This window comes from Actinomycetota bacterium, assembly GCA_005774595.1.
Taxonomy (GTDB): Bacteria; Actinomycetota; Coriobacteriia; order Anaerosomatales; family D1FN1-002; genus D1FN1-002.
Genome location: VAUM01000221.1, coordinates 1 through 3316, shown reverse-complemented (window position 1 = coordinate 3316; position 3316 = coordinate 1). Strand labels below are relative to the sequence as shown.

4 protein-coding genes are annotated in these 3316 nt (G+C 71.6%); all 4 read right to left on the bottom strand.

What is annotated here, in order from left to right; translation table 11 throughout:
- Positions 1-199 (bottom strand): hypothetical protein (locus FDZ70_08215; protein ID TLM72684.1); only part of this gene is annotated, 199 nt, incomplete at its 3' end.
- Positions 200-208: 9 nt separating this feature from the next.
- Entirely contained in the window at positions 209-721 is a 513-nt protein-coding gene (locus FDZ70_08210; GenBank protein TLM72683.1) for a permease, read from the bottom strand.
- The gene (locus FDZ70_08205; GenBank protein TLM72682.1) at positions 722-2881 is read right to left on the bottom strand and encodes a hypothetical protein; all 2160 of its coding nucleotides are present in this window, start codon (positions 2879-2881) and stop codon (positions 722-724) included.
- A gap of 16 nt (positions 2882-2897) precedes the next feature.
- Positions 2898-3203, bottom strand: a complete 306-nt coding sequence (locus FDZ70_08200; protein TLM72681.1) for a hypothetical protein — start codon at positions 3201-3203, stop codon at positions 2898-2900.
- Positions 3204-3316 lie beyond the last annotated feature (113 nt).

The window sequence follows — 3316 nt, the reverse complement described above, 5'->3', positions numbered from 1 at the left end:
GCGCGGCGGCCACGGCGGTCGCGGCATCGGTGGCCGCCTGCGCCCGCGCGCGCTCCAGCGCCGCCGCGCTCTCGCGCGCGGCGCTCTCGCGCGCCTCGGCAAGGACAGCCTCGGAGCTCGCCTCGGCGGCCTCCGAGATCGCGGTCACCTCGGCGGCGGTGTCCGCCTCGATGCGCTCCAGGATGTCGGCCAGCGCCACGGTCGCCCCCTACTTCACGTACGCGCCGGTCAGCGCGAGCATCATGAGGATCGTGACGATGAGCGACAGCACGGCGTACGTCTCGACCAGGGCCGGGAAGATGAGCGCCTTGCCCGAGTCCTCGCTGCGCGCGGCCACGATGCCCGCGGCAGCGGCGCCCGTCAGGCCCTGGTAGACGCCGGAGATGCAGCACAGCCATCCCACCGGCTGGCAGGCGAGGAAGACCTTGAAGCCGACCGGACCGGCCATCTGGAACGCGGCCGCGTCGGTGCCCCCCATGAGCTTGAACAGGATCAGCACGAGCACCGCGCTGATGAAGCAGTAGATGCCCTGCGTGCCCGGCATCGCGGCGATCGGCAGCAGCTTGCCGAACTTCTCACTGTCCTCGGACACGATCCCGGAGATCGGACCGACCGCCGCCGTGATCCCGATGGAGGAGCCGACGCCACCGAGCACGGCGGCCATCCCTCCTCCGAGCAGCGCCCAATCGACCCCGGACAGACCCCAGAACGTCTCGTTCACTTACCCGACGCCTCCTTCCCGGCCGGCAGTGCCGGCGTGCAGGACCACGGACTTGGTGCGAAGGGCGAACGGCGCGAACGGGCGGCCGCTCCCCTCGTAGAACTTGCTGAAGAACTCGACGAACTGCAGGCGCGCCGGGTGAACGAAGGCGCCGATGAGATTGATCACGACGTTGAACACGTGTCCGAACACGAAGATCGCCGCTGCGCCCACCGCAATCAGCGACCCCCACAGCCAGCCGAGCCCGCCTGAGGAGAACGCGGCGACCGCGGGCGCCATCACCATGCCGGCCATCAGGTTGAACACGAGCCCCACGAGCGCGCCCGAGAGGCTGAGCGCGGCCAGGCGCGTGTAGCTCAGGATGTCGCCGATGAACGCCGACATGCCGTAGACCGAGTACGCACCGCCGAGCAGCGCGACGACGCCGGCGCGGCCGGTCCGGCTCCACAACGAGGCGATCGAGGCCCCGGCCAACAGCGCGAACCCGGCGCCGACGCGGCCGCCGGCCATGACCGCGATGGCCCCGAACGTCGCGACGAGCCATGCCCATCCGGCGACACGGTCCCAGACCGGCCACCCGGGACGCCCGAGCGCGGCCGACAGGGCGCCGCCCTGCATGAGCATCGTCCCGACCAGTCCGACGGGCAGGGCCCACCGCGCGGTATCCGGCACGCCGACGGCCAGGGCGATCATCCCGAACAGGAACAGCGTCGAGAACTGCCCGAACACCGCGTCGGCACGGTCCCCGCGGCGCCAAGCGTCCCAACCCGCGACGATGACACCGAAGAACACCTGCGTGACGCCGAGCGCGATGCACACGACGAGGAACTCCGACAACTGCCCCATCGGGTCGAGGACGCGCAGACGCTGCAGGACGGGCGGGAGCACCGAGTAGTCGAGAGCGAACCACGACCCGAGAAGGACCCCGACGACCATCGCGCCCGCGCCGCCATAGGTCAGCAGGTCCATGAACCGCTTCACACCCGGCGCGACGTCGAGCCTGCGCTTGATCCACTGCGAGCCGCCGATCAGCATCGCGCCGTAGCCGACGTCGGCCACGCAGATCGAGAAGAACAGCAGGAAGAACGGCGCGAGCAGCGGCGTGGGGTCGATCTCGCCGTAGGCAGGCCGGCCGTAGAGGTCGGTGAGCGTCTCGAACGGCTGCAGCCACCTCGGGTTGTCGAGCTCGACCGGGACCGCATCGCCCTCGGCCGGATCGGCGAGTTCGATGTCGACCGAGTCCGACCACGGCGCCAGCGCGCCGGCGAGCTCCGCCTCCCTCGACGCGCGCACCCAGCCGCTCGCTGCGAACGCGCGCTCCGTGGCCGCGAACCGCCCGCACACCGTGATCGCGTCCCGCTGGGAATCAAGTGACTCGGCCAGCGCGACGATCGACGCGTGGTTCAACGCTGCGAGTTCGCGCGCGGCCTCGTGCGCCTCCTCGATCTCGGCCGTCAGCCGCTCCGCGCGCGAGAGCGCCTGAGCGATCTCCTCGGCGGGGTAGTCGCGCAGGTCGGGGTGGGAGACCTCGGCGAAGCCGGAACCGGCCAGCGCGGCGCGCACCTCGTCGACGACGCTGCGATGCGCCAGCACGACCCAAGCCTGGAGCGGCCCTTCGGCGCATACCTCCTCCACGCTCACGAGCGGGGTGACCTCACGCAACATGTGCCGTATCGCCGGGCCCTGCGACGCCGGGACCGTCCCGGTGAACAGCGCGGCGTGCTCGGTCCCCCTCCAGCGGCCGACTTCGAGGCGCAGGCCGCTCCACGGCGCAAGGTCCGCCGCGAGCGCGAGCAGCCGCGCACGCTCTCGCTCCCCGTGAGCGATGCGGTCCGAGAGCGCCACGCACTGGCGGTAGAGGCGCACGAATCGGGCGTCGGGCACGAGTGCGCCGAACTCGTCGGCGTCGAGGTGGACCTTCTCGCTTATGAACGCCGAGAACGGCTGCTCGGACTCATGGTATCGGGCGAGGAAGTCGCGCACGAATCCGGCGTCGGCCGCCATCTCGTCGAGGTGGTGGAGGCGCTCGTCGCAGGCGGGCAGCTCCTCGCTCGGCAGGTCGAAGGGGTGCGCGTCCACCTGCATCACGCCGACGCGCTGCAGGACGTCGACGACGTTTCCCATGACCGGGCGGTGGCCGATCACGGTCACCCTGCGCATGCGCGCGACGGACAACTCAGTCCACCAGCTCCGCGACGACGGCGGCAGCGGCGGCGGGAAGCGAGGTCTCCGCGGACTCACGGAGCGCGGCGATGCGCCGTTCGACCTCGCCGGCGAAGGCATCGGCCTGCCGCGCGGCGTCGGCGGCGGCCTTGTCGCGGATCGACATCGCCTCCGCAGCTGCCTCCCGCTGCGCGGCGGCCTCGTGGAGCGCGGCCTGCGACGCCGACTGCTCGGCGGTCAGCGCAGCCGCCTCACGCGCCTCAACGATGGCGCGCCGCGCCTCGTCCTCGGTGCGGAGCACCTGCTCCAGCCTGTCCACGCTGCTCTCCTCGGCCCGGCAGCCACCCTCGATGAGGTGGATTCTAGCGCAACGCGTCCTCCCGCCCGCGGACGATATAATGTCGCGCGACCCGCGTCCCCTCCGACGTCACC

Coding starts and splice junctions, on each gene's coding strand:
- FDZ70_08205 (TLM72682.1), bottom strand. CDS start 2,881: ATGCGCAGGGTGACCGTGATCGGCCACCGCCCGGTCATGGGAAACGTC.